The following is a 24,465-nucleotide window of genomic DNA, read 5'->3' on the forward strand; positions in this document are numbered from 1 at the left end:
GGGGATGAACGCTTCTCCCGGGTCCCCCGCACGTACCAACGACGCCGGGCGCGGCGGAGCACGGGTCAATCGGAAGATCCTTGCGGGGGCGGAACCGCGGCCCTGCCACTCGCCGTCCCCATCGGCACCGGCATAGTGGGGGCCGCACAGGACCTCGGAAAGTTGTCCGGGAGTCCGCAGGATGTTCGGAGCAGGTGGCTCGGAGCAGTACCGCAGTGCAGTACAGAAGTGTTGAGTTACGAAGTCCCAGGGGGATCACCACATGCGACTCATTCGACCGGCTCTCGCCGCACGTCAGGGGAGGGCGCGCCGCCGGCCTTCGTCGGTGCTCGCCGTGGCCGCGGTCACCGCGGTCTTCGCGCTCACCGCCACCGCGTGCGGTCCCGAAGAGGACAACGCGAGTGACAAGCCGAGCGTTCCCGCCGGCCAGTCCTCGGACGGCAAGATCACCATCCCGGACGATCTGAAGGACCGGCTCAAGGAACACGGGATCGACCTCGACCAGTGGAAGAACGGCGAGTGGAAGAACTGGGACAAGGACAAGTGGCTGCGTGAGGCCAAGGACTTCGTCAACCCGATCATCGAGGACCTCTGGGACCCGGACCGGATGCGGGACGCGGACAAGTCGCCGGAGAAGCCGGTCGACAACGACATCTCGGGGGACGTCGGCGTGACGGACCCGACGCCCGCGCCGGTCCAGGCCGCAGGCGTCCGGACGCCGTACCACGCCAACGCCGCGGAGTCCGGAAAGCTGCTCTTCGACGGCCCCGAGGGCTCCATGGTCTGTTCCGCGACCGTGGTGAAGGATCCGGCGCACCCCGGGAAGTCCAACCTGGTGTGGACCGCCGGGCACTGTGTGCACGCCGGCAAGAAGGGCGGCTGGTACCGCAACATCGCCTTCGTGCCCTCGTACAACAACCAGGGACTTTCGCTGGCCGAGCTGAAGAAGGCGTCCAAGCAGGAGATCGCCCCCTACGGCGTGTGGTGGGGCACCTGGGCGCAGACGTCCGACCAGTGGATCTCGCAGGGTGCCTCGATGGGCGGACAGGGCGCGCCGTACGACTTCGCGGTGCTGCACGTGACGCCGGAGAAGGGTTCGACGGGCAAGTCCCTGGAGGAGACGGTCGGTTCCGCACTGCCCGTCGAGTTCAACGCCCCGGCCGTGCCCGAGATCAGCAGCATGACCGCGACCGGCTTCCCGGCCGCTCCGCCGTACGACGGCCAGAAGGCGTTCCAGTGCGTGGACAAGCCGGGCCGGCTCTCGCTGACGGCGCAGGACCCGACGATGTACCGCATCGGCTGCACCATGACCGGCGGGGCCTCGGGCGGTGGCTGGGTCGCGGCCGGGCAGGACGGCAAGCCCGCGCTGGTCTCGAACACCTCCATCGGGCCGGTGACCGCGGGCTGGCTGGCCGGGCCGCGGTTCGGCAAGGAGGCCAAGGGCGTCTACGAGTCGGTCAGCAAGAAGTACGCGGGACAGTAGTGATGACGGACCGTCGCCCGGCCCGGTCCCGGGAGCGGTGACGGCGACAGCACGTCAGGGGCCCCCGGCGCGGCAGTTGCGCGCCGGGGGCCCCTGTCCGTGGTGCGGCACAGCCACCCGGCCACGCCTAGTGCGGGCGGTGCCGCCGTGACGAGGGGCATGCTCCGGACCGTCATAGGGTGGCCCCTGCATCTTCGGTGGCCGTTGGTCCGGCCACCGAACCGCATGACACGTTCATGGCAATTTCGGAAATTTCAGGGGGAACCCTTTCCATGCGATCCATACGTCCCCTGCTCGCCGCGACCGGTCTCGTCGCCGCGCTCGCGCTGACGGCCACGGCCTGTGGTCCGAGCGAGGACAACGCGACCGGCAAGCCCGCCGCCGGCTCCGCGGGGGGCCAGGACGCCGCCGGCTCCCTGCCCGACGGCCTGGCCGAGACGCTGAAGAAGCACGGTGTCGACCCGGAGAAGTGGAAGAACGGCGAGTGGAAGAACTGGGACAAGGACAAGTGGCTGCGTGAGGCCAAGGACTTCGTCAACCCGGTCATCGAGGGGCTGTGGAAGCCCGACCGGATGAAGTCGGCCGAGGACCCGGCGAAGACCATGACGGCCGGCGACGTCTCCGGCGACCAGGGCGTCACCGACCCGGAGCCCGCTCCGGTGCGGGCCGAGCGCGAGAAGACGCCGTACCACGACTACGCGGCCCCGGTCGGCAAGGTGTTCTTCGACTCCCCCGAAGGCTCGATGGTCTGCTCGGGCACGGTCGTCAAGGACCCCGGGAACCCGGGCAGGTCCAACCTGGTGTGGACCGCGGGACACTGTGTGCACGCCGGTTCGAAAGGCGGCTGGTACCGCAACATCGTCTTCGTGCCTGCGTACAACGACAAGGGCAAGTCCGCCGCCGCGCTGGAGAACGCGCAGCCGCAGGAGATCGCCCCCTACGGCGCGTACTGGGCGGACTGGGCGACGACTTCGGGTGAATGGCTCGCCGACGGCGGTCCCACCGGAGGTGAGGGCGCCCCCTACGACTACGCGGTGCTGCACGTGAAGCCGGAGAAGGGCACCAAGTCCCTGGAGGAGACCGTGGGCAACGCCCTGTCGGTCGACTTCGACGCTCCCGAGACATCGCGGATCGACGCAATGGGCGCCTGGGGCTACCCTGCCGCGCCCCCGTACGACGGCCTGATCATGCACAAGTGCGTCGACCGCCCCGGTCGGCTCTCCATCAGCCCGAGCACTCCGGCCATGTACCGCATCGGCTGCACCATGACCGGTGGGTCGTCCGGCGGCGGCTGGTTCCGGAAGGGGAGTGACGGCAAGTCGGTGCTGGTCTCCAACACGTCCATCGGGCCGGTGACTTCCGGCTGGCTCGCAGGCCCCCAGCTGGGCCCGGGCGCCAAGGACGTATTCACCACGATGAGCAAGAAGTTCGCCGGCCGCTGACGGCCTCCGGCGCCCCATGACAACCGAAGGCCCGCCCCCGGTCGGGGCGGGCCTTCGGCCGTTACGATCCTTGTCGCCGAGGTTAGTGCGCCACGGGGACGAACGAGGAGAGCTCGGCCGCCAGCTCCTCATTCACCCGCGCCTTGAGCAGGGTGCCCTCCGACGTGTGCTCCTCGGAGATCACCTCGCCCTCGGCATGCACCCGGGAGACGAGTCCGCCCTGGATGTACGGGACGAGCGCGTCGATCTCGACCGACGGCCGCGGCAGCTCGGTGTCGATGAGCGTGAGCAGCTCCTCGATACCGGCGCCGGAGCGCGCCGAGACGGCGATCGCGTGCTTCTCGATGCGCAGCAGTCGCTGGAGCACCAGCGGATCGGCCGCGTCCGCCTTGTTGACCACCACGATCTCGGGCACGTCCACCGCACCGACATCGCGGATCACCTCGCGCACCGCGGCGAGCTGCTCCTCCGGCGCCGGGTGCGAGCCGTCCACCACGTGCAGGATCAGATCGGAGTCGCCGACCTCCTCCATGGTGGAGCGGAACGCCTCGACGAGGTGGTGCGGCAGATGCCGTACGAACCCGACGGTGTCGGCCAGGGTGTAGACGCGGCCGCTCGGTGTCTCGGCCCGCCGCACGGTCGGGTCCAGGGTGGCGAACAGGGCGTTCTCCACCAGGACACCCGCACCGGTCAGCCGGTTGAGCAGCGAGGACTTGCCCGCGTTGGTGTAGCCGGCGATGGCGACCGACGGCACCTTGTTGCGCTTGCGCTCCTGGCGCTTGATCTCGCGGCCCGTCTTCATCCCCGCGATCTCCCGGCGCATCTTCGCCATCTTCTCGCGGATCCGACGCCGGTCCGTCTCGATCTTGGTCTCACCGGGACCACGGGTGGCCATGCCGCCACCGCCGCTGGAACCGCCGCCGCCCATCTGACGGGAGAGCGACTGACCCCAGCCGCGCAGCCGCGGCAGCATGTACTGCATCTGTGCCAGCGAGACCTGCGCCTTGCCCTCCCGGGACTTGGCGTGCTGGGCGAAGATGTCGAGGATCAGGGCGGTCCGGTCGACCACCTTGACCTTGACAACGTCTTCCAGATGAATCAGCTGGCCGGGGCTGAGCTCACCGTCGCAGACGACGGTGTCGGCCCCCGATTCGAGGACGATGTCGCGCAGCTCCAGCGCCTTGCCGGAACCGATGTAAGTGGCCGGGTCGGGCTTGTCGCGGCGCTGGAAGACGGCGTCGAGCACCTGGGCGCCCGCCGTCTCCGCAAGTGCGGCCAGCTCCGCGAGGGAGTTCTCCGCGTCACGCACGGTCCCCGATGTCCAGACACCGACCAGCACCACGCGCTCCAGGCGCAGCTGTCGGTACTCGACCTCGGTGACATCTTCGAGCTCGGTGGAGAGCCCGGCCACACGCCGCAGCGCCGCGCGCTCGGAGCGGTCGAACTGCTCGCCGTCCCGCTCTCCGTCGATCTCGTGGCTCCAGGCGACGTCCTCTTCCATCAGGGCGTCGGCCCGAAGGCTCTCGGTGAGGCTTTCGGTGACATTCTCCGTAGCGCTCTGCGCATCCTGCGCGTCCTGGGGAAGGGAAGAAGAGGAGGTCATTGGATCCTTACGTCGTTGGAAATCCGTTACATCAGTCACAACGCGTGACCCCTTCCGATGATTCCCGCCGTGGGGAATCTCCGGTCCGGCCGCCGCGGCGACCCCTCGATAGTGGCATGGCCGTACCTCACAGGTCACCCGGATTTATCGCTGTGCGGCGGGCGCGGTGCTGTGCCAGTCCGGGTGCCCCGGCATCGGCGGCGTCTTCTCCCCGTACAGCCAGCCGTCGAAGAACGAGGTCAGGTCGCGGCCCGCGGTCCGGGACGCCATGCGGACGAAGTCCTCGGTGGTCGCGTTGGAGTCCCGGTGCTTCTTCACCCAGCTCCGCTCCAGCTGGTCGAACGCACTCTCACCGATCTCCTGACGCAGCGCGTAGAGGATCAGTGCGCTGCCGTCGTACACCACCGGCCGGAACAGGCTGATCTTGTGTCCGGGCGCCGGGGCGTCGGGACGGGCCGGCGGACCACCCGCGGCGCGCCAGCCGTCGGACCTGGTGTACGCCTCGCGCATCCGGCGTTCCAGCGGCTTGTCGGCGTGATCCTCGGCGTAGCGGGCCTCGTACCAGGTGGCGTGTCCCTCGTTGAGCCACAGATCGGACCAGCGCTGCGGGGAGACGCTGTCGCCGAACCACTGGTGGGCGAGCTCGTGCACCATGATCGATTCGAGGTACCACTCGGGATAGTCGGCCCCGACGAACAGGGAACGCTCGAAGAGCGAGAGCGTCTGGGTCTCCAGCTCGAAACCGGTTTCGGTGCCGGCGACGAGCAGTCCGTACGTCTCGAAGGGGTAGCGGCCGACCTGCTGTTCCATCCACTCCAGTTGGGCGGGTGTCCTGCTGAGCCAGGGTTCGAGGCGCTTGCGGTCGGCGGTGGGCACCACGTCGCGGATCGGCAGCCGGTGCGGGCCGGTCCGTCGCAGGACGGTGGACCGGCCGATCGAGACCTGGGCCAGTTCGGTGGCCATGGGGTGTTCGGTCCGGTAGGTCCAGGTGGTGTCCGCGCCGTGGCGGACCGAACCGGCGGGCAGTCCGTTGGCCACCACCGTGAGGCCCTCGGGCGCGGTGACCCGGAACGTGAAGTACGCCTTGTCCGCGGGGTGGTCATTGCTCGGGAAGACCCGGTGCGCGGCGTCGGCCTGATTGGCCATGGCCAGGCCGTCGGCGGTACGCAGCCAGCCGCCGCTGGCCTGGTCACCGCCGGGGTCGCTGGTGTGCCGCACGGTGATGCGCAGCGGCACCCCGGCGGGGAGCCGTCCCAGTGGCTTGATGATCAGATCCTCGTCCTTGACCGCGAAGTCGGCGCGCAGTCCGTTGACTTCGACCCTGCGGACCGCGCCGCGGGTGAAGTCGAGGTTGATCCGGTCGAGCGGTTCGGTGGTCCGCGCGTCGATCCTGGTGACGGCTTCCAGCGGCTTGCTGTTGTCGCCGTGGTAGGTCAGTCCGATGTCGTAGGCGCGGACGTCGTACCCCGGGTTGCCGAGGTGGGGGAAGAGCGGATCGCCGATGCCGAGCGGCACAGGTGAGGGGAGTGTGGCTGCGACGAGGGTGGCTGACGCGGTGGCCAGCAGAGCGGCCCGCAGGCGGCGGGAGATGAACGGCATGAACTACCGCTACCAGCGACTTCACGCAGAACAGGTGCGGCGCGCGCCGCACCACCCGAACGAGATCCCTGTGGGCAGATGGCTCCGGCCGGCGGGGTCAGACGGTGGCCGCGCGGTGCTGGGCGCGGCTCACGTCGTACACCCCGGGCACGTCACGCATGGCGCGCATCAGGGCCGGGAGTCCGGCCGCGTCGGGGAGTTGCAGGGTGTAGGTGTGCCGGACACGTTGTTCGCTGGGCGGTTCGACGGTGGCGGCGATGATCGCCGCTTCGGCCGTCGCGATCGCCTCGGTGAGATCGGCGAGCAGCCGGGGGCGTCCGAAGGACTCGGCGACCAGTGTGACCCGGCACTCGGTGGCTTCCCCCCAGCTCACCCCGACCGGTGCCCGGCCGACGGACCGCATCCGGGCGACGGCGGGACATTCCAGACGGTGCACGGTGACGGCGCCGCCGCGCACGACGAATCCGGTGATGGCGTCGGGGGGTACGGGGGTGCAGCAGCCCGCGAGCCTCACGGGAGCGTCCGGCCGGTCCACCACGGCGGGCCCGGTGCCGGCGGTCCGCTGCGCCTGCGGTCCGGGCCTGGAGTAGCCCTGCGGCTGCTGCTCGGGACCGGTCTTCGCGGGCCGGGTGCCTTGCGGACCGCGGGCGTCCTGGGGGTGGGCGTCCAGCCAGCCGGTGATGGCGATGCGGGCGGCGGGGGTCCGGGCGTGGTCGAGCCAGTCGGGCGAGGGGGCCGATGCGGCGTCCTCGGCGAGCAGCAGCTGCACGGTGTCGCCGTCGCTGAGTACGGTGCCGAGGGTGGCCAGGCGGCCGTTGACCCGGGCACCGATGCAGTTGTGCGCCTCGTCCCCGTACTGCGCGTAGGCGGCGTCGACGCAGCTGGCTCCGGCGGGCAGCCCGAGCGTGCCGCCGTCGGTCCGGAAGACCGTGATCTCCCGGTCCTGGGCCAGGTCGGCGCGGAGCGTGGTCCAGAAGGTGTCGGGGTCCGTGGCGGACTGCTGCCATTCGAGGAGCCGGGAGAGCCAGCCCGGCCGGGTGGGGTCGGCGCGCTCCCCCTCCGCGGGTTCGGCGGCCTGGGGTCCGGTGCCGCAGTCCGCGGCGGCGTACGGATTACCGAGGGCGATGACTCCGGCCTCGGCGACCTTGTGCATCCGGTGGGTACGGATGAGGACTTCGGCGACCGCTCCGTCCTCGCCCACGACGGCGGTGTGCAGCGACTGGTACAGGTTGAACTTGGGGGCGGCGATGAAGTCCTTGAACTCGGAGATCACCGGCGTGAAGCAGGTGTGCAGTTCACCGAGCACGGCATAGCAGTCGGCATCCTCGCCGACCAGCACCAGCAGCCGGCCGAAGTCGGTGCCGCGCAGTTCGCCGCGCTTGATGCCGACCCGGTGCACGGACACGAAGTGGCGTGGCCTGATGAGGACTTCGGCGGGGATGCCGGCTTCCCGCAGCACCGCTGTGACGTTCTCGGCGATCGCCGCGAGCGGGTCCTGACGGACGGCGCCGGAGCCGTCCGACCGCGCCGAAGCGGCGTCGATCAGCGCGCGGGTCCGCTCGTACTCCTCGGGGTGGAGGATCGCGAAGACGAGGTCCTCCAGCTCGGTCTTGAGGGCCTGCACCCCGAGCCGTTCGGCCAGCGGGATCAGTACGTCGCGGGTGACCTTGGCGATCCTGGCCTGTTTCTCGGGCCGCATCACGCCGAGGGTGCGCATGTTGTGCAGCCGGTCGGCGAGCTTGATGGACATGACCCGGACGTCGTCCCCGGTGGCGACCAGCATCTTGCGGAAGGTCTCCGGTTCGGCGGCCGCTCCGTAGTCGACCTTTTCGAGTTTGGTGACGCCGTCGACGAGATAGCAGACCTCTTTGCCGAACTGGTCCCGCACCTGATCGAGGGTCACATCGGTGTCCTCGACGGTGTCGTGGAGCAGCGATGCGGTGAGCGTCGTCGTCTCGGCACCGAGCTGGGCGAGGATCAGTGTGACCGCGAGCGGGTGCGTGATGTACGGCTCGCCGCTCTTGCGCATCTGGCCCCGGTGCGAGGACTCGGCGAGCACGTAGGCCCGGCGCAGGATCGAGAGGTCGGCATCCGGGTGGTGGGCCCGGTGGGCCTCGGCGACATGGCCGATGGCGTCGGGCAGCCGGTCGCGGGAGGCGGGGCCGAGCAGCGCGACACGGCCGAGCCTGCGCAGATCGATCCGGGGACGGCCCCGTCTGCGGATGGGGGCACCTGGGCTGGTGGCCTCTGCACTCATGGGGGCACCTCCGGCGACGTCGACCGGCGGTGGGGAGGTGCGGTCGCGCCTCCGGGCCGGTGCTTGATGCTACCGAGCCCACCACGTGGCGGAGTCCCGCTCTCGCCCAGCGTGAAAGGGATCACCCATTCGAGCGAAGTCCTAACCGGCCAACGTTTCGAGCCAGGCGGGGTCGATCAGGCCCTCGGCGACGATCACGGCCGGTCCGGTCATCTCGATCTCGCCGTCCGGCCGCTCGGTGATCAGGAGCGTACCGCCCGGCAGATCGACCGTGTACGTGACCGGGGTGCCGGTCTCCGCGGGGTCCGCGCCGTCCCTGCGGGCCGCGGCGACGGCCACGGCACAGGCGCCCGTGCCGCAGGAGCGGGTCTCGCCGGAGCCGCGTTCATGGACCCGCATGGCGACATGGCGCGGTCCGCGGTCCACGACGAACTCGATGTTGACGCCGTCGGGGTAGACGGCCGCCGGGCTGTAGGGCGGCACGGAGAGCAGGTCACCGGCGTGTGTCAGGTCGTCGACGAAGGCGACCGCGTGGGGGTTGCCCATGTTCACGTTGCGGGCGTTCCAGCTACGGCCGTCGAGGCTGACCGTGACGCCGTCCTCGGGGAGCCGCGCGCGCCCCATGGAGACCGTGATGGCGCCGTCCTTGGCGATGTGCACCTTCTTCACGCCGCCCCGGGTCGCGACGGCGAGGTCGCCCTCCTCGACGTGGCCGGCGCGCTGGAGGTATCCGGCGAAGACCCGGACCCCGTTGCCGCACATCTCGGCGATCGAGCCGTCCGCGTTGCGGTAGTCCATGAACCATTCGGCCTCGGCCGCCATGGCCTGCGCCTCGGGGTGCGCGGCGGACCGTACGGCGTGCAGCAGCCCGTCACCGCCGATTCCCGCCCGACGGTCGCAGAGCCGGGCGACGGCGGACGCGGGCAGGTCGATGGCGTTGTCCGGGTCGGGAACGATCACGAAGTCGTTCTCGGTGCCGTGACCCTTGAGGAAGGCGATCTGCGAGGTGCTCACAGGGCAACTGTACGAAACGGCGCCGACAACCGACGTCCCCGGCCCGCTCCGCGGGCGCCGGCGCGAGGGCGGGACCTGCGGAAAGGGACCGCTCCGGCCGTCACCGGAGCCGCGCCACCCGCCAGACGGCCAGGGCCACCAGCGCGCCGCCGACGGCGACGTACAGGGCGATCACCCGCCAGTCGGAGCGCTCGCCCGAACCCCGCTGGGGCAGGCCGGGCCAGGTGTATCCCACGCGGCGGGCGGCCATCATGCCCCAGCCCGCGGCGCAGCAGCTGATCAGCAGGCCGAGCATGGCCACGACCGCGCCGCCGTCGCCGAACTCGAAGGCCAGAGGGAAGGCGAACATCAGCGATCCCACCGCGGCGAGCATGACGATCGGCGCCAGCTGCCAGATCCGCAGTCTGCGCGCGGGCCGCAGCTCGACCTCGACCTCGGGGGTCGCTTCGAGCTCGTCCGGCCCGTCGGGGCTCAGACTTCCCGCCTCGTGCAGCGCGTCCGGTGCGTCTTGTTCAGTGTCGCGAGGGCCGGCCTCCATCGCCACGCGCCCTCCCAACTCGGACTCCACTGGTCGATCGATGCTCGATGATGGCACGCTCCAGGTCACCGAAATGACGGGCAGGGCTTCCCGATGCCATCACGTGATCAGGCTGTAACCGCTCGTTCGATCAACGCCAGCGCCTGGCGCGGGAGTTCCCCGCGGTGTTCGGCGGCGCCGCTCAGCCAGTGGACCCGCGGGTCGCGGCGGAACCACGAGTCCTGACGGCGGGCAAATCGCTTGGTGGCGCGGACGGTCTCGGCGCGTGCCTCGTCCTCGCTGCATTCCCGGGCCAGCGCGGCGAGCACCTGCTGGTAGCCGAGCGCCCGGGACGCGGTCCGGCCCTCGCGCAGGCCGTGTGCCTCCAGGGCGCGCACCTCGTCCACGAGTCCGGCCGCCCACATCCGGTCGACCCTCAGGGCGATGCGTTCGTCGAGTTCGGGGCGGGCCACGTCGACACCGATCTGGACGGTGTCGTACACCGCATCGTTACCGGGAAGATTGGCGGTGAAGGGCTTGCCGGTGATCTCGATGACTTCGAGGGCCCTGACGATCCGGCGGCCGTTGCTCGGCAGGATGGCCCGGCCCGCCTCGGGGTCGGCGGCGGCGAGCCGGGCGTGCAGCGCTCCGGAGCCGTGCTCGACCAGTTCCTCCTCCAGCCTGGCCCGGACCTCGGGGTCCGTGCCGGGGAACTCCAGGGCGTCGATGGCGCCCTTCACGTAGAGCCCGGAGCCGCCGACCAGGACGGGGGTGCGGCCGGCGGCGAGCAGCCGGTCGATGTCGGCGCGGGCCAGCCGCTGGTACTCGGCGACGCTGGCGGTCTCGGTGACGTCCCAGATGTCCAGCAGGTGGTGCGGGACGGATTCGCGTTCGGCGAGCGTCAGCTTCGCGGTACCGATATCCATCCCCCGGTAGAGCTGCATGGAGTCGGCGTTGACCACCTCGCCGTCGAGCTGCTGAGCAAGAAATACTCCCAGATCGGACTTTCCGGCCGCAGTGGGGCCGACGACGGTGATGACCCGCGGTGCGGGAGCTGAGCTACTCACCGCCACAGTCTCGCAAACCTCCGGCGGTCTTCCCGAACGAGTGAGGTGACCGGCCGGGAACGGGAATCGTTTGCCGTGCCTGCCCCGCCCCGTCCGCCCACCCCTCCGAGCGGCGCGGATCGTCTCGCGGGCCAGTAGAATTCATATTGAATATGGGCGTTTTTTCATGGTTTGAAGAAGCGTCCGACCGTAGTCCCCCAGCAGGGAAGGTGCCCGATGGGCTTCCTGGACAATTTGAAGGCCAAGCTGAGCCCCGCGAAGGACAAGGTCGGCGAACTCGCGCATCAGCACGGGGACAAGATCGACCAAGGGCTCGACAAGGCCGCGCGGACGGTCGATGCAAAGACCAAGGGCAAGTACAGCGACAAGATCGAGTCCGGCGCGAGGAAGGCCAAGGACGCGGTCGAGCGCCTCTCCCACAAGGACGAGGGTGGTACGCCGCCGCCCGCTTCCTGACCATGCACTGATCAAGTCCGGGTGACGGCCGTGGAGCGACGCCGCACGGCCGTCGCCTGCGGGTCCCCGGGCGCCGGCGGCTCAGGACCAGGCGGCGACCAGGTAGCCCACGCCGTACGGGGCGTCCTCGTACAGCAGCCGTCCTGCCAGGCCGGCGCCCTGTGCCGCGCCCGCGAGCACCTGCCAGGGTGCCCGGCCCGCCGCCTTCAGTTCGGACGCCAGTGACTCGTCCAGCGCGATCAGCTCGTCCGGCTCCGCCGCGCCCAGCGCGCGGGCGGCGGCAACGTCGAACGCCTCGGCGCGTTCGTCCAGGTAGCCCGGGGCCTTGAGCGTACGGCAGGCGCTTCCGTCGCCCATCACCAGCAGCGCGACCCGGTCCGCCCGGGCAGCCAGGTCCCGCCCGGCGCTCGTACAGCGGTCGGTCGCCAACGGCTCCCCCACCCCCAGCCCCTCGACCGGCACACCTGCCCATCCCTCGCGGGCCAGCAGCCATGCGCCGACGGCGAGGGACGGCGGAAGCGAGTGGTCCGCCACCGGTCCGAGGTCGCGGCCGAGCCGTACGCCCAGGTCGACGCCGAAGCCCTCGAACGTTCCGGTGCTCCCCTCGGGGTGCGGCCCGCGGCCCGGCCGGTCCGCGGGCCCGACCACGACCAGCAGGTCGGGGCGCGCGGCGGCGAGCACGCCGAGGGCGTCGGCACAGGCGTCCCGCAGGGTGTCGAGCTCGGGCGCGGCACCGGCGGCGACCTCGGGTACCAGCAGGGGCGGGCAGGGGCAGACAGCGGCGGCGACAAGCATGGTGGGCAGCGTACTGCCTGGACGCGAGGCGCCCGCGGTCCCGGTCCCGCGGGCGTCCCGGGCGCTGTTCGGTACTGCGGCACGGGAGGCGCCCGCCGGGCGCGCCGTGTCAGTCGCAGCCGCAGCCCGGGGCCGCCGCGGCCGGCAGCGGTGCCGGGACCCCGACGCCGGGCAGTCCCAGCATCACTCCGGCCGGCTTGGCGGCCTCGGTGGCGTTGCGCTTCTCCCAGGCGTCCCCGGCCCGGGTCCGCCGCACAGCGACCGGTGCGCCCTCGGCGAGCAGGTGGTGCGGGGCCGCGTAGCTGATCTCGACGGTCACCACGTCCCCCGGGCGCACTTCCTCGTCCGGCTTGGTGAAGTGGACCAGGCGGTTGTCGGGGGCGCGGCCGGAGAGGCGGTGGGTGGCGCCGTCCTTGCGGCCCTCGCCCTCCGCGACCATGATCTCCAGCGTCCGGCCGACCTGCTTCTTGTTCTCCTCCCAGGAGATCTCCTCCTGAAGTGCCGACAGGCGCATGTACCGCTCCTGGACGACCTCCTTGGGGATCTGCCCCTCCATCTCGGCGGCCGGGGTCCCGGGGCGCTTGGAGTACTGGAAGGTGAAGGCGTTGGCGAAGCGCGCCTCGCGGACCGCGTGCATGGTCTGCTCGAAGTCCTCCTCGGTCTCGCCGGGGAAGCCCACGATGATGTCGGTGGAGATGGCGGCGTCCGGCATCGCGGCGCGCACCTTCTCGATGATGCCGAGGAAGCGCTCCTGCCGGTACGAGCGCCGCATCGCCTTGAGGATCGTGTCCGAGCCCGACTGCATCGGCATGTGGAGCTGGGGCATCACGTTGGGCGTCTCGGCCATCGCCGCGATCACGTCGTCCGTGAAGTCGCGGGGGTGCGGCGAGGTGAAACGGACCCGCTCCAGGCCCTCGATCCTCCCGCAGGCGCGCAGCAGTTTGGAGAACGCCTCGCGGTCGCCGATGTCGGAGCCGTACGCGTTCACGTTCTGGCCGAGCAGGGTGATCTCGGAGACACCCTCGGCGACCAGGGCCTCGATCTCGGCGAGGATGTCGCCGGTACGGCGGTCCTTCTCCTTGCCGCGCAGCGCCGGGACGATGCAGAAGGTGCAGGTGTTGTTGCAGCCGACGGAGATCGAGACCCACGCGGCGTAGGCGGACTCGCGGCGGGTGGGGAGCGTGGAGGGGAAGGCCTCCAGGGATTCGGCGATCTCGATCTGCGCCTCCTCCTGGATGCGGGCGCGCTCCAGCAGCACGGGCAGCTTGCCGATGTTGTGCGTACCGAAGACGACGTCCACCCAGGGGGCCCGCTGGACGATGGTGTCGCGGTCCTTCTGTGCCAGGCAGCCGCCGACGGCGATCTGCATGCCGGGCCGCTTGGTCTTCATCGGGGCGAGCCGGCCGAGGTTGCCGTAGAGCTTGTTGTCGGCGTTCTCCCGCACCGCACAGGTGTTGAAGACCACGACGTCGGCGTCGCCGTCGGAGCCCTCGGCGGCACGTACGTAACCCGCGCCCTCCAGCAGCCCCGAAAGCCGCTCGGAGTCGTGGACGTTCATCTGGCACCCGTAGGTGCGCACCTCGTACGTTTTCAAACCGTCCACTACTCCACCAGCCACGTCGTTGCCGCTCACCCGTCCAGGGTAAGGGCTCCGCGGGGCCCCGATGATGGATGCCCCGCCCGGTGACCACCCGTCGCCGGGGAGCGGCCCTGGTCATCGCGGGAGCGGGCTGGCAGGATCGCCGCCATGCTCCAGGCACTCTTCCGTATCGGCAGGCGACGCGTTCTTCAGGTGTGCGCCGTCCTCGCCGTCGTGCTCGGGCTGCTGCTGTGGTGGGTGCTGCCGCTCGGGCAGCCGGCCCCGACCGGAACGCTGACGTTCAGCACCGGTGTGCGCAGCGGGGTCTACCAGCGCTACGGCGAACGCCTCAAGGGGGACCTGGCCAAGGATCTGCCCCAGGTGTCGATACGGCTGCAGACCAGTGAGGGCTCGCAGCAGAACATCGCCCGGGTGGCGACCGGGAAGGCCGACTTCACCATCGCCACCACCGATGCCCTCGCCACCTATCTGCGCAGCGGCAAGCCCGGCGCGGACCGGCTTCGGGGCTGTGTGCGGCTGTACGACGACTACATCCAGCTGGTCGTACCCCGCGACTCGGGGGTGCGCAAGGTCTCGGACCTGCGCGGCAAGCGGGTCGGGGTGGGGCAGCGGGGTTCGGGCGTGCGGCTGGTCGCCGACCGGCTGCTGACGGCTGCGGGGCTCGACCCCATGAACGACGTGACCCCGGTCCCCTCCGGTATCGACACCATGCCGGAGCAGTTGGAGGACGGCCGGCTCGATGCCTTCTTCTGGTCCGGCGGACTGCCCACCTCCGCCGTGCAGGAGCTGTCGGACCGGTTCGCGATCCGGCTGGTGCCGCTGGATGCCTCGCTGGTCAAGGAGCTCCAGGCGGCCGGCGGGTCCGCCCGCTACTACCGTTCGGCCGTGATGCCCGCCGATGCCTACCACAACGCGCAGCGGGACCAGGCGGTGCCGACGGTCGCGGTCGCCAATGTGCTGGTGACCACGGACCGCTCGGATCCGGCGTTGACGGAGGCGTTCACCCGGACCGTGATCGACAGCCGGGACCGGATCGGGCGCGAGGTGCACGCGGCCCAGCTGGTGGATCTGCGTACGGCGATCTACACCGATCCGCTGCCGCTGCACGAAGGGGCCAGCCGCTACTACCGCTCGGTCAAGCCCTGACCGTTCTCCCCTGCCCCGTCGCGTCTCCCCAGCCCCGTCGCGCTCAGCCCTGCGGGCCGCTGCGCGGCACCGAGACCGTGACCCGCAGTCCGTGCGGCTCATGGGCCGTGTAGCCGAGGGAGCCGCCGCAGGCCGCCAGGAGCGCATGCGAGATGGAGAGCCCGAGGCCGGATCCCTTGATGTTCTGGTGCTGGGTGCTGCGCCAGAACCGGTCGCCGATGCGTTCCATCTCCTGTGCGGTGAGGCCGGGCCCGCGGTCGGCGACGACGATCGTGACGTCATCGCGGCCGGAGGCGACCGTGACGACGACTTCTTCGTCGGCGGGGGTGAACTTCAGGGCGTTGTCGATGATCGCGTCGAGGGCGCTCGACAGCGCGATGGGGTCCGCCCAGGCGGTCACCGCGGACGAGCCGTCCGCCCGGAGCCGTACCCCCTTCTCCTCGGCGACCGGCCGCCAGGACGCGACGCGCTCCGCGGTGAGCGCGCCGATGTCCGTGAGCTGCAGATCGGCCGCGGCGTGTTCGGCCAGCGCCAGGTCGAGCAGGTCGTCGAGGACCTGCGCGAGGCGCTTGCCCTCCGTGCGTACGGAGGCGATCTCCTCGTTGCCCTCGGGGAGTTCGAGCGCGAGGAGCTCGATCCGCAGCAGCAGCGCGGCGAGGGGGTTGCGCAGCTGGTGCGAGGCGTCGGCGACGAAGGCGCGCTGCTGCTCCAGCACGTCCTCGACGTTGTCGGCCATCTCGTTGAACGAACGGGCCAGGCGCCTGAGTTCCGGTGGTCCGCCGGAAGCCGCGACCCTCGATCGCATGCGTCCGCTGGCGATGTCGTGGGTGGCCGCGTCCAGCGTCCGCACCGGCAGCAGGACCCAGCCGGTGAGGCGGATCGCCGCACCGACGGCCACCAGCATCGCGATCGCTTCGCCGGCCGCGATCAGCAGCCAGCCGCGGATCGTGCGCGAGCGCATCTCGTCGGTGGGCGAGTCGAGGACCACCACGGCGACGACATCGCCGTCCCGTACGACCGGTGAGGCGACGACGACCCTGCCGTTCTGCCACGGCCAGACCTGCGGCGGGTCGTGGCTGCGGCGCCCGAGCAGGGCCTCCTTGAACGCCTCGCGCCCCTCCCCCTCCAACGGGAGCTGCCAGGCGGCTGGGGCCTTGGCCATGGCGCTGTCGTCCCGGCGGAAGACACCGGCACGGATGCCGTACACGGACGCGTAGGTGTCGAGTTCATTGCGCAGGGTGCGCCGGCGCTCGTCGTATCCGGCGGCCGGCTCGGTCATGAACTGCGCGAGTGCGGCGAAGCGTGCCGTGTCGTCGATGCGGTCGATGACGACGCGTTGCTGCTGGGCGGCGGCCACGCTGACGGCGAGCGGGAAGCCGAGAGCGAGCAGGACGCTCGCCATGAGAACGATGAGCAGGGGAAGCAGCCGGGTGCGCACCTGGGACGTACGCCTCTACGCGGACGGCGCGACGAGGCGGTAGCCGACTCCGCGCACCGTCTCGATGAGTGCGGGCAGCCGCAGCTTGGAACGCAGGGACGCGACGTGCACTTCGAGCGTGCGCCCCGTGCCCTCCCAGCTCGTGCGCCACACCTCGCTGATGATCTGCTCCCGGCGGAACACCACTCCGGGCCGCTGGGCGAGCAGCGCGAGCAGGTCGAACTCCTTGCGGGTGAGCTGGACTTCCGATCCGTCGACGCTGACCTTGCGGGTCGGCAGCTCGATGTGGACATGGCCGAGACGCAGCCCTGCGACGGGCATGGGCACGGTGTCCTCGCCCGGTGCCTTGCGCCGGCTGACGGCGTGGATACGGGCGAGGAGTTCACCGGTGTCGTACGGCTTGACCACGTAGTCGTCGGCGCCCAGGTTGAGGCCGTGGATCCGCGACCGTACGTCCGCACGCGCGGTCACCATGATCACCGGCGTGGAGGTGCGCTTGCGGATCTTCCCGCACACCTCGTACCCGTCCTGGTCGGGCAGGCCCAGATCGAGGAGCACGACACCGAACGGCTCCGTGTCGGCGGGCAGCAGCGCCTGCAGGGCCTCCTCGCCGCTGCGCGCGTGCACGACCCGGAAGCCGTGCCGGGCGAGGATCGCGGAGAGGGCGGCCGCGACATGGTTGTCGTCCTCGACGAGCAGCAGTCTCATGGCCTCCCTCTCCGGTTCTGCGATGGTTTCGACGGGACACCTGCCAATAGGTGTCGGCAGGTGTCGGTGCGGTCTCCCGTACGCTCCCCGTCACTTCCCCGTACCGAGGCGTTTCACGTCATGGCGTACCAGGGCATCCACTCCGATGAGTGGTGGGTCAGTCAAGGCCCGCCCGCCGCATCCGGCCATCTGTTATGCACCCGGTACGCCACGGGCGTCACACCCCACACCCCCTTCACACGGAGTGTCCGGTTGCCGCCGGATCGTTATCCTCAATTTCCGCTCAGATGTAATGACGCTGGTAGCACCGCGTCACTAGGGTCCTTCCCAACCGAGGAGGACGGAGCATGAAGCCGATGAGCGGAGTTTCAGTGACCAAGGGTGCCGGGGACGCCGCGCCTGCGGCGGACGACCTTGTCGTGCTGAGCAACGTCAACAAGCACTTCGGCGCGCTGCATGTGCTCCAGGACATCGACCTGACGATCGCCCGTGGCGAGGTCGTGGTCGTCATCGGGCCCTCCGGGTCCGGGAAGTCCACGCTGTGCCGCACGATCAACCGCTTGGAGACGATCGACTCGGGCGCCATCTCGATCGACGGCAAGCCGCTGCCCGCGGAGGGCAGGGAGCTGGCCAGGCTGCGTGCCGATGTCGGCATGGTCTTCCAGTCGTTCAATCTCTTCGCGCACAAGACGGTGCTCGAGAACGTGATGCTGGGCCAGATCAAGGTCCGCAGGACGGACAAGAAGGCCGCGGAGGACAAGGCCCGTTCGCTGCTCGACCGGGTGGGTGTGGCGACGCAGGCCGACAAGTACCCCGCCCAGCTCTCCGGCGGTCAGCAGCAACGCGTGGCCATCGCACGGGCGTTGGCGATGGACCCGAAGGTGATCCTCTTCGACGAGCCGACTTCGGCGCTCGACCCGGAGATGATCAACGAGGTGCTGGAGGTCATGCAGCAGCTCGCCCGGGAAGGCATGACGATGGTCGTCGTCACCCATGAGATGGGCTTCGCGCGCTCGGCCGCGAACCGGGTCATCTTCATGGCCGACGGAAAGATCATCGAAGAGGCCACGCCCGACCAGTTCTTCAGCAACCCGCGCAGTGACCGGGCCAAGGACTTCCTGTCGAAGATCCTTCACCACTGACTGATCCTGCACTGCCGGGCCCCGGACCGGCTGATCACTCACATCGCGTCAACTCTAGGGAAAACCACCATGCAGCTTCGTAAGGTCACCGCCGCGTCGGCCGCCGTGCTCGCCCTCGCCCTCACCGCCACCGCCTGTGGCTCCGACAAGGAGGACGGCGGCTCGGGCGACGGCAAGAAGATCACGATCGGCATCAAGATCGACCAGCCGGGCATCGGCCTGAAGACCCCCGATGGCAAGTACACCGGCTTCGACGTCGATGTCGCCACGTACGTGGCCAAGGAACTCGGCTACGACGCCAAGGACATCGTCTTCAAGGAGACCAAGAGCGCCGACCGCGAGACGGCGATCGAGCGCGGTGACGTGAAGTTCATCGCCGCCTCCTACTCGATCAACGACGAGCGCCTGCAGAAGGTCGACTTCGCCGGTCCGTACCTGCTGGCCCACCAGGACATCCTGGTCCGCGCCGACGACGCCTCGATCAAGTCCCCGGCCGACCTGAACAACAAGAAGCTGTGTTCGGTCGCCGGCTCGACCTCGGCGAAGAACGTCAAGGACAAGCTGGCGCCGAAGGCGCAGCTCCAGACGTACGGCGGCTACTCGGAGTGCCTGACCGGCCTGGAGAACAAGGCCATCGACGCGCTGACCACCGATGACAGCATCCTGGCGGGCTACGCCTCGCAAGCGAACTTCCAGGGCAAGTTCAAGCTGGCCGGCTTCAAGATGACCAACGAGAACTATGGCATCGGTCTGAAGAAGGGCGACGCCGACCTCAAGAAGAAGATCGACGCCGCGCTCACCAAGATGGTCTCGGACGGTTCCTGGGACAAGGCCGTGAAGGACAACTTCGGCCCGGCGAACTACAAGAACGAGCCCGCCCCGAAGATCGGCAACATCGTCAAGTGAAGCAGGGCTGACCGGGCGCGCCGTCCGTGAACGGCGGCGCGCCGTGCCCTCCTAGACGCGGAAGCGCGGGAGATCGTGTTCGACTTTCTTGAAGGTTACGACCTGCTGGGGGCCTTCTGGGTAACGGTGCAACTCGCCGTCTACTCCGCCCTCGGCTCCCTCATATGGGGAACGCTGCTGGCCGGCATGAAGGTCAGCCCGGTCCCCCTGATGCGCGGCTTCGCCACCGCCTATGTGAATGTGGTCCGGAACATTCCGCTGACCGTGATCATCGTCTTCTCGTCGCTGGGTCTGAACCAGACGCTGACCATCTCGCTCGGCGCCGATGTCATCGAGGACATCAACTTCCGGCTGGCCGTGCTCGCCCTGGTCGCCTACACGGCCGCCTTCGTCTGCGAGGCGCTGCGCTCCGGCATCAACACAGTGCCGGTCGGCCAGGCCGAGGCGGCGCGCGCACTCGGGCTGAGCTTCACGCAGGTACTGCGGCTGATCATCCTTCCTCAGGCGTTCCGCGCGGTGGTCAACCCGTTGTCCAACGTGCTGATCGCACTGACGAAGAACACCACGATCGCCTCCGCGATCGGCGTCGTCGAAGCCTCCTACCTGATGAAGGACATGATCGAGGCCGAGGCCCAGCTGATCCTGATCGCGCTGGTCTTCGCGTTCGGCTTCGTCGTCCTGACCCTCCCGACCGGCCTGATCCTCGGCTGGGTGAGCAAGAAGGTGGCGGTGAAGCGATGAGTTCCGTCCTCTACGACGCCCAGGGGCCCCGCGCCAAGCAGCGCAACATCCTCTACACGGTGCTGTTCGTCCTGGGCGCCGCGGCCGTGGTGTGGTGGGTCTACGACGGCCTGGCCGAGAAGCACCAGCTCGACTGGATCAAGTGGAAGCCCTTCTTCACCAGCTCCCAGCCGTGGGAGACGTACATCTGGCCGGGCCTCCAGAACACGCTCAAGGCGGCGTTCTTCGCTCTGCTCATCGCGCTGCCGCTGGGCGCCCTGTTCGGCATCGGCAGGCTCTCGGACCACCGCTGGGTACGGATGCCGGCCGGCTTCGTCGTGGAGCTCTTCCGCGCCGTCCCGGTGCTGATCCTGATGATCACCGCGAACGCGGTGTACGCGGAGTACACCACCATCGACACCGAGATGCGTCCGCTGTACGCCGTGGTGACCGGACTGGTGCTGTACAACTTCTCGGTCCTCGCCGAGATCGTGCGGGCCGGGATCGAGACCCTGCCGAAGGGCCAGGCGGAGGCGGCCAAGGCGCTCGGCATGCGCAAGAGCCAGATCATGCTGTCCGTCCTGCTGCCGCAGGCGGTGACGGCCATGCTGCCGGCGATCGTCAGCCAGCTCGTCGTCATCGTGAAGGACACCGCGCTCGGCGGCGCCATGATGACCTTCCCCGAGCTGCTGGCATCGGTCCGCCCGATGAGCGCGAACTACGGCGCCAACACCATCGCGTGCTTCACGATCATTGCCTTGATCTACCTCGCGCTGAACTTCGCGCTCACCACATGCGCGAACCGGCTGGAGCGGTGGCTCCGGCGCAAGAAGAAGGGGAAGGGCAGCGCGTCCGAGGGCGCACCCGAGACCATCGGCACGCCGTCGCTCGTCGTCGATGACGGGCGCGCCGTCTGACGGACCGTCGTATGGAGTTCCCGAGGGGCGGTGGCAGATGAGCCACCGCCCCTCACCGCTCTTCGGTGTCGCTTGACGCAGGCACCGGCAGTAGGTTGCATACGTTCTGTGATCGCGCCCCCTGTCCTCTCCGTCGCCACGCCTCCTCCACCCTCCATCCACCTTTCGAGCCGCTCGTTCCCCACGTCCGCGTCGTTCGAACGGATCCCAGGAGCCGCGCCGTGGACCCGGTGATCGTCGTCGGTGCCGGGCCGGTCGGCCTGGCGCTGTCGCTCGCCCTGGCGGCGCAGGGCGTTCCCTCCGTCCTGCTCGACGAGGACCCGGGCAAGGACGAGACGCGCCCCGCCCGCACCGTGGTGCTGCGCGAGGACACCGCGGCCCTGGTGGAGCGGCTGGGCTGCAAGGCGCTCCGGCACGAGGGGGTGCGGTGGTCCGGGTGGCGGTCGATGCGGCGCAAGCAGCTGGTGCGTGAGCTGCCGCTCGGCGAGGATTCCTCCGAGGGTGACCCGTTGCCGGCCCCCATCCATCTGCCCCAGCACGTTCTGACGCGCGGGCTGCGGGAGGCGGTGGCCGCGCAGGAGCTGGTGCGGGTGGCCCCGCACAGCCGGATCGACACCCTGGAGCAGGACGCCACCGGCGTCACCGTGCACACCAGGGAGCCGAACGCGACCTGGTGGCGCGGGAGTTACCTGGTGGGCTGCGACGGCGCCAGGTCCACCGTGCGCAAGCTGCTCGACATCCGGTTTCCCGGGCGTACGGCGGTGGAGCGGCATGCCGTCGCGGCGCTGCGTACCGAGCTGCCCTGGCCCGGGCAGGCCGTGCTGCACCGGCTGCCGCCGTGGCGCACCGGCGGCGCCGAGGTCACGGCGCGGCCGCTGCCGGACGGCGTCTGGCGGCTGGACTGGCTACTGCCGCCGCGTGGCGAGCTCGTCACCCCGGACGCGCTGATCACCCGGGTCCGGGACACCCTGGCGGGCTGGTGCGGCGAGACGCCGCCGTACGAACTGCTGGACACGGGCGTGTACACGCTGCACCACCGGCTCGCCCTGCGCTGGCGGGTGGACCGCGCTTTCCTGGCCGGCGACGCCGCCCATCTGCTGGGCGCGCTGGGCACCCAGGGGCTCGACGAGGGGCTGCGGGACGCCGAGAACCTGGCCTGGAAACTGGCCCAGGACTGGCACCACGGCGCCTCCGACGTACTGCTCGACAGTTACCAGGCCGAGCGCCGGGCCGCGGTCGCCGCACGGCTGCGCGCCGCGGACCAGTCGCTGCCGATACTGCGTGGCGGCGGAGGGCTTCGGACGCTGGTCCCGGGGAGCGCACGGGAGCACGATTCGCTGCTCGCCGACGGACATCTGGGATGCGGCCCCCTCGGTGCGCCCCCCTCGTATTCGCATTCGCCCCTTGCGCCCCCACGCGCCGAGGCGCACACATCGGTGAGTACGCCCCCCGGTGCGCCGGTGGCCGATGTGCGGGTGACGGCCCCCGACGGAACGACCGTACGGCTCCGGGAACGGCTGGGGCAGGGGCATCTGCTGGTGGTACTGGTGGCGCCCGGGACGGGGGTCTGGGACCGGCGTCACTGGATGACCGCCGGTGTCATGCCCCGGCTCGCCGCCGCCGTCGACGCCCTGCCGATGAAGGGCGAGCTGCTGGTGACCGAGAGCTACCCGGGGGCTTCGGCCCACACCGTACTGCTGGTCAGACCGGACGGTCATCTCGTGGCGTCGTTCGGCGGGGTGCAGCCCCGGGACCTCTTCGCGGCGGCGGACGCGGTACGTGGCGGAGCGGTGCGCGCCGCCGTACGTTCCGACCAGACTGCGGGCATCAATTGACCGATGCGGATGGCAGATGGTGTACTCCGAAACGTGACCGACACCGATGTGCGCCTGTGGCGGAGGGTCCACATGGACCTCGTCCGCTATGCGGGCTGCGTGTGTCGTCCGTCCTGCTGAATCGCCTTCCTCTGCCCCGCCATGTGCGCTGCCGTACGGGCGGGCATCCGCGCGAACCCTCAGGACGGTCCCTGTGTCTGCCCCTTCGTCACCCTCTGTACGTGTGCCCTCCGCCGCCGATGATGCTTCCGGTCCGACGGCCGCGGAACTGCTCGATTTCGTCCGCGGTGCAGCAGCCGACGCCGAGATCGTCGCCTCGCTCCCACTCGACCCCGAAGGCCGAACCTGGGTCCAGCTCGAAGGGCCCGGCGGCAGCGAGGCCTGGCTGATCGGCTGGCCACCGGGTACGGGTACGGGGTGGCACGACCACGCCGACTCGATCGGCGCCTTCACCACCGCGGCCGGCACGCTCAAGGAACTGTCGCTCGCCGCCCGGCTGCCCACCGACGGCTGGAAGACCCTCGAACTCGCCGAGGGAATCGACCGTTCCCGGCAGCTGGCTGCCGGACAGGGCAGGGCGTTCGGCCGCCACCACGTCCACGAGGTATTGAACGAGTCGGGCACGGAGCACGCCGTCTCCGTTCATGCGTACTACCCGCCGCTGCCGCAGATCCGCCGCTACAGCCGCACCGGCGCAGTGCTCCGTCTTGAGCAGGTCGAACGGCCGGAGGACTGGCAGTGAGTGACAAACGCCGGGGTGTTACGGAGCCAGATGAGGCCGAGGCCGACGCTGGGGCCAGCACTGGGGCCGGAGTCGCGGTGGGGGTCGATCAGCTGCTGGATCAGGTCCGGGCGGGGTTCGTCCGGGTCGGCCCGCAGGAGGCGGCCGCGGCGGCTGCGGACGGGGCACTGCTCGTGGACATCCGCTACGCGGAGCTGCGGGAGCGGGACGGACTGATCCCGGGGGCGCTGGTCGTCGAGCGCAATGAACTGGAGTGGCGGCTCGACCCACAAGGAAGCCATCGCGCCCCGCAGGCGGTGAGCCACACTCTCCGGATCGTGGTGATCTGCAACGAGGGTTACGCATCGAGCCTCGCCGTCGCGTCCTTGCGACAGCTGGGACTGCACCGGGCGACCGACCTGATCGGCGGCTTCCAGGCGTGGCGTGCGGCGGGCCTGCCGGTCGAGGTGTGACGGGCGGAGCCCGGGTTGGAGCCCTGGCTTCGGAGCCCGGGTTTCGGAGCGAGGGCCGGACCCGGGCTTCGCGATGACGGGCCGGGTCCGGTCTCGCGATGACGGGCCGGGCTCGGTCTCGCGATGACGGGCCGGGCTCGGTCTCGCGATGACGGGCCGGGCTCGGTCTCGCAGTGACGGGTCAGGCTCGGGGCGCCCGGTTGTCGGAGCCCTGTCGAGGTCCCCATGCGCCGGGCTACAAGGCCGGGCGCGAGTGCGAGTCGACCCGCGCCGAAGCCCCGCCCCGCCCACGACGGCAGACCGCAGACCGCAGACCGCAGACCGCAAGATCGACAGTGGCCGTGGGTATCGCGACACGACCTCTACGGCGGCTCTGACACCCGCCGTCCCCCGGACAGCCTCGGCGTCTCCGGACCGAACGCCCAACCCTACGCCCCAGCCTCGGCGTCTCCGGACCGAACGGACCAAACGCCCAGCCCTACTGCAGGCGTCCGGCCCTACGCAAGACGCCCAGCCTTACGCAGGCGCTCTGCCCTCCACAGCCTCGCTGGCCGAATCCCACACAGCGCTCCGCACACAGACACCTGCGCACCGGATCTTGCCGCGCCTCGTCCAGGGCCGCTCCT

General features: G+C 70.2%; 22 protein-coding genes. 12 read left to right on the forward strand and 10 right to left on the reverse strand.

Translation table 11 applies throughout. The annotated features are described in order from the left end of the window. Positions 1 to 262 precede the first annotated feature (262 nt). Together OHA19_RS10835 and OHA19_RS10840 are read left to right on the forward strand one after the other, a co-directional pair. Entirely contained in the window at positions 263 to 1,483 is a 1,221-nt protein-coding gene (locus tag OHA19_RS10835) for a trypsin-like serine peptidase (RefSeq protein ID WP_405716973.1), read from the forward strand. Between the two features lie 272 nt (positions 1,484 to 1,755). Further along, positions 1,756 to 2,925 carry a trypsin-like serine peptidase gene (locus tag OHA19_RS10840; protein ID WP_405716972.1) on the forward strand — a complete coding sequence of 390 codons (1,170 nt, stop codon included), beginning with the start codon at positions 1,756 to 1,758 and terminating at the stop codon, positions 2,923 to 2,925. A gap of 82 nt (positions 2,926 to 3,007) precedes the next feature. On the opposite strand, the gene hflX is transcribed toward OHA19_RS10840, so the two are convergent. From hflX to miaA, 6 genes are all read right to left on the reverse strand, one after another. Then, complete coding sequence (gene hflX, locus OHA19_RS10845; protein WP_405716971.1) at positions 3,008 to 4,528, reverse strand: GTPase HflX; 1,521 nt, start codon at positions 4,526 to 4,528, stop codon at positions 3,008 to 3,010. A 144-nt stretch (positions 4,529 to 4,672) separates the two neighbouring features. Further along, on the reverse strand, positions 4,673 to 6,127 hold the full coding sequence (locus OHA19_RS10850) for a M1 family metallopeptidase (RefSeq protein ID WP_405716970.1): 1,455 nt from the start codon (positions 6,125 to 6,127) through the stop codon (positions 4,673 to 4,675). Between the two features lie 97 nt (positions 6,128 to 6,224). Next, positions 6,225 to 8,384, reverse strand: a complete 2,160-nt coding sequence (locus tag OHA19_RS10855) for a RelA/SpoT family protein (protein ID WP_405716969.1) — start codon at positions 8,382 to 8,384, stop codon at positions 6,225 to 6,227. A 141-nt stretch (positions 8,385 to 8,525) separates the two neighbouring features. Then, positions 8,526 to 9,398 (reverse strand): diaminopimelate epimerase, encoded by an 873-nt coding sequence (gene dapF, locus OHA19_RS10860; RefSeq protein ID WP_405716968.1) that lies wholly within the window; start codon positions 9,396 to 9,398, stop codon positions 8,526 to 8,528. Positions 9,399 to 9,498: 100 nt separating this feature from the next. Beyond that, a complete protein-coding gene (locus tag OHA19_RS10865; RefSeq protein ID WP_405716967.1) occupies positions 9,499 to 9,936 on the reverse strand; it encodes a hypothetical protein in 438 nt (145 codons plus the stop codon). Positions 9,937 to 10,043: 107 nt separating this feature from the next. Next, on the reverse strand, positions 10,044 to 10,982 hold the full coding sequence (gene miaA, locus OHA19_RS10870) for a tRNA (adenosine(37)-N6)-dimethylallyltransferase MiaA (protein ID WP_405716966.1): 939 nt from the start codon (positions 10,980 to 10,982) through the stop codon (positions 10,044 to 10,046). Positions 10,983 to 11,198: 216 nt separating this feature from the next. Here miaA and OHA19_RS10875 point away from each other — a divergent pair, with 216 nt between their 5' ends. After that, a complete protein-coding gene (locus tag OHA19_RS10875) occupies positions 11,199 to 11,438 on the forward strand; it encodes an antitoxin (protein WP_405716965.1) in 240 nt (79 codons plus the stop codon). Between the two features lie 81 nt (positions 11,439 to 11,519). On the opposite strand, the gene OHA19_RS10880 is transcribed toward OHA19_RS10875, so the two are convergent. Beyond that, entirely contained in the window at positions 11,520 to 12,233 is a 714-nt protein-coding gene (locus tag OHA19_RS10880) for a class III extradiol dioxygenase subunit B-like domain-containing protein (RefSeq protein ID WP_405716964.1), read from the reverse strand. Between the two features lie 109 nt (positions 12,234 to 12,342). After that, positions 12,343 to 13,836: a tRNA (N6-isopentenyl adenosine(37)-C2)-methylthiotransferase MiaB gene (gene miaB / locus OHA19_RS10885; protein ID WP_405721933.1), complete on the reverse strand. Its 1,494-nt coding sequence runs from the start codon at positions 13,834 to 13,836 to the stop codon at positions 12,343 to 12,345. A 144-nt stretch (positions 13,837 to 13,980) separates the two neighbouring features. On the opposite strand from miaB, the gene OHA19_RS10890 reads away from it, so the two are divergent. Further along, on the forward strand, positions 13,981 to 14,979 hold the full coding sequence (locus OHA19_RS10890; RefSeq protein WP_405716963.1) for a TAXI family TRAP transporter solute-binding subunit: 999 nt from the start codon (positions 13,981 to 13,983) through the stop codon (positions 14,977 to 14,979). A 43-nt stretch (positions 14,980 to 15,022) separates the two neighbouring features. Here OHA19_RS10890 and OHA19_RS10895 read toward each other — a convergent pair whose 3' ends face one another. Together OHA19_RS10895 and OHA19_RS10900 are read right to left on the reverse strand one after the other, a co-directional pair. Further along, positions 15,023 to 16,417 (reverse strand): sensor histidine kinase, encoded by a 1,395-nt coding sequence (locus OHA19_RS10895; protein ID WP_405716962.1) that lies wholly within the window; start codon positions 16,415 to 16,417, stop codon positions 15,023 to 15,025. Between the two features lie 15 nt (positions 16,418 to 16,432). Then, complete coding sequence (locus OHA19_RS10900; RefSeq protein ID WP_266729320.1) at positions 16,433 to 17,125, reverse strand: response regulator transcription factor; 693 nt, start codon at positions 17,123 to 17,125, stop codon at positions 16,433 to 16,435. A gap of 356 nt (positions 17,126 to 17,481) precedes the next feature. Here OHA19_RS10900 and OHA19_RS10905 point away from each other — a divergent pair, with 356 nt between their 5' ends. From OHA19_RS10905 to OHA19_RS10940, 8 genes are all read left to right on the forward strand, one after another. Then, on the forward strand, positions 17,482 to 18,267 hold the full coding sequence (locus tag OHA19_RS10905; protein ID WP_405721929.1) for an amino acid ABC transporter ATP-binding protein: 786 nt from the start codon (positions 17,482 to 17,484) through the stop codon (positions 18,265 to 18,267). Positions 18,268 to 18,336: 69 nt separating this feature from the next. After that, the gene (locus tag OHA19_RS10910) at positions 18,337 to 19,173 is read left to right on the forward strand and encodes a glutamate ABC transporter substrate-binding protein (RefSeq protein ID WP_405716961.1); all 837 of its coding nucleotides are present in this window, start codon (positions 18,337 to 18,339) and stop codon (positions 19,171 to 19,173) included. Between the two features lie 75 nt (positions 19,174 to 19,248). Further along, the gene (locus OHA19_RS10915; protein WP_072488401.1) at positions 19,249 to 19,914 is read left to right on the forward strand and encodes an amino acid ABC transporter permease; all 666 of its coding nucleotides are present in this window, start codon (positions 19,249 to 19,251) and stop codon (positions 19,912 to 19,914) included. Then, positions 19,911 to 20,810: an amino acid ABC transporter permease gene (locus OHA19_RS10920; protein WP_405716960.1), complete on the forward strand. Its 900-nt coding sequence runs from the start codon at positions 19,911 to 19,913 to the stop codon at positions 20,808 to 20,810. The genes OHA19_RS10915 and OHA19_RS10920 overlap by 4 nt, the downstream gene beginning before the upstream one ends. A 221-nt stretch (positions 20,811 to 21,031) precedes the next feature. Beyond that, positions 21,032 to 22,645 carry an FAD-dependent monooxygenase gene (locus tag OHA19_RS10925; protein WP_405750070.1) on the forward strand — a complete coding sequence of 538 codons (1,614 nt, stop codon included), beginning with the start codon at positions 21,032 to 21,034 and terminating at the stop codon, positions 22,643 to 22,645. 9 nt (positions 22,646 to 22,654) lie between these two features. Then, entirely contained in the window at positions 22,655 to 22,765 is a 111-nt protein-coding gene (locus tag OHA19_RS10930; protein WP_405750073.1) for a putative leader peptide, read from the forward strand. 73 nt (positions 22,766 to 22,838) lie between these two features. Further along, complete coding sequence (locus OHA19_RS10935; RefSeq protein WP_405716957.1) at positions 22,839 to 23,387, forward strand: cysteine dioxygenase; 549 nt, start codon at positions 22,839 to 22,841, stop codon at positions 23,385 to 23,387. Continuing rightward, on the forward strand, positions 23,384 to 23,839 hold the full coding sequence (locus OHA19_RS10940; RefSeq protein WP_405716956.1) for a rhodanese-like domain-containing protein: 456 nt from the start codon (positions 23,384 to 23,386) through the stop codon (positions 23,837 to 23,839). Before OHA19_RS10935 ends, OHA19_RS10940 begins: the two co-directional genes overlap by 4 nt. The last annotated feature ends 626 nt before the right edge of the window (positions 23,840 to 24,465 follow it).

This window comes from Streptomyces sp. NBC_00012 (assembly GCF_045040875.1).
In the GTDB taxonomy this organism is placed as follows: domain Bacteria; phylum Actinomycetota; class Actinomycetes; order Streptomycetales; family Streptomycetaceae; genus Streptomyces.

What these genes read in the sequence shown, in the direction of transcription:
- OHA19_RS10835 (WP_405716973.1), top strand. Translation starts at nt 263, where the DNA reads ATGCGACTCATTCGACCGGCTCTCGCCGCACGTCAGGGGAGGGCGCGC.
- OHA19_RS10840 (WP_405716972.1), top strand. Translation starts at nt 1,756, where the DNA reads ATGCGATCCATACGTCCCCTGCTCGCCGCGACCGGTCTCGTCGCCGCG.
- hflX (WP_405716971.1), bottom strand. Translation starts at nt 4,528, where the DNA reads ATGACCTCCTCTTCTTCCCTTCCCCAGGACGCGCAGGATGCGCAGAGC.
- OHA19_RS10850 (WP_405716970.1), bottom strand. Translation starts at nt 6,127, where the DNA reads ATGCCGTTCATCTCCCGCCGCCTGCGGGCCGCTCTGCTGGCCACCGCG.
- OHA19_RS10855 (WP_405716969.1), bottom strand. Translation starts at nt 8,384, where the DNA reads ATGAGTGCAGAGGCCACCAGCCCAGGTGCCCCCATCCGCAGACGGGGC.
- OHA19_RS10865 (WP_405716967.1), bottom strand. Translation starts at nt 9,936, where the DNA reads ATGGAGGCCGGCCCTCGCGACACTGAACAAGACGCACCGGACGCGCTG.
- OHA19_RS10875 (WP_405716965.1), top strand. Translation starts at nt 11,199, where the DNA reads ATGGGCTTCCTGGACAATTTGAAGGCCAAGCTGAGCCCCGCGAAGGAC.
- OHA19_RS10880 (WP_405716964.1), bottom strand. Translation starts at nt 12,233, where the DNA reads ATGCTTGTCGCCGCCGCTGTCTGCCCCTGCCCGCCCCTGCTGGTACCC.
- OHA19_RS10890 (WP_405716963.1), top strand. Translation starts at nt 13,981, where the DNA reads ATGCTCCAGGCACTCTTCCGTATCGGCAGGCGACGCGTTCTTCAGGTG.
- OHA19_RS10900 (WP_266729320.1), bottom strand. Translation starts at nt 17,125, where the DNA reads ATGAGACTGCTGCTCGTCGAGGACGACAACCATGTCGCGGCCGCCCTC.
- OHA19_RS10905 (WP_405721929.1), top strand. Translation starts at nt 17,482, where the DNA reads ATGAGCGGAGTTTCAGTGACCAAGGGTGCCGGGGACGCCGCGCCTGCG.
- OHA19_RS10910 (WP_405716961.1), top strand. Translation starts at nt 18,337, where the DNA reads ATGCAGCTTCGTAAGGTCACCGCCGCGTCGGCCGCCGTGCTCGCCCTC.
- OHA19_RS10920 (WP_405716960.1), top strand. Translation starts at nt 19,911, where the DNA reads ATGAGTTCCGTCCTCTACGACGCCCAGGGGCCCCGCGCCAAGCAGCGC.
- OHA19_RS10930 (WP_405750073.1), top strand. Translation starts at nt 22,655, where the DNA reads ATGGCAGATGGTGTACTCCGAAACGTGACCGACACCGATGTGCGCCTG.